Raw genomic sequence first — 442 nt, 5'->3', positions numbered from 1 at the left:
TTCGACAAGGCATCGTCCTTGTCGTTTGATTGTTGCTGTTGAGTTGTACTAGAAGGTTCAAGCAAGCCACTCAATTTCTGAACATGCTCTTTTAATTGGCGATTTTCTGCTACTATTGCTAATTGTAATTGTTGCTGCTGATCTATCAATTTTGTTAGATGATCTATTTGGCGGTCTTTGCTACTTATTTGTTGGTCTTTGGCAGCAAGCTGTTTGTCGCGTTGAGACTTCAAATCTTCTACTTCTCTTCTTAGAGTAATAATCAGATCATTATTTTCTTTGCTAGTCTTTGTTGGCTCTTTGCTACCTATTTGTTGCTTATTTGCTAGCAAAGGTTTTGCTACCTTGCTTCTTATAATCCTCTCTGCTGTAGTACTAATAAGGTTTGCACCCTGACTATTCTTTTGTTGGTTCTTTGCTGGTAGTCTTTGGTAGTGATATT

At 37.6% G+C, this 442-nt stretch carries 1 protein-coding gene; it reads right to left on the bottom strand.

Translation table 11 applies throughout. From position 1 onward, the window contains the following. A partial coding sequence (locus FD47_RS14800; RefSeq protein ID WP_056980862.1) for a DUF536 domain-containing protein occupies nt 1-442 on the bottom strand: 442 nt, incomplete at both ends.

The organism is Lentilactobacillus parafarraginis DSM 18390 = JCM 14109 (assembly GCF_001435895.1).
Lineage (GTDB): Bacteria > Bacillota > Bacilli > Lactobacillales > Lactobacillaceae > Lentilactobacillus > Lentilactobacillus parafarraginis.
This window is presented reverse-complemented; position numbering and strand designations above follow the sequence as displayed.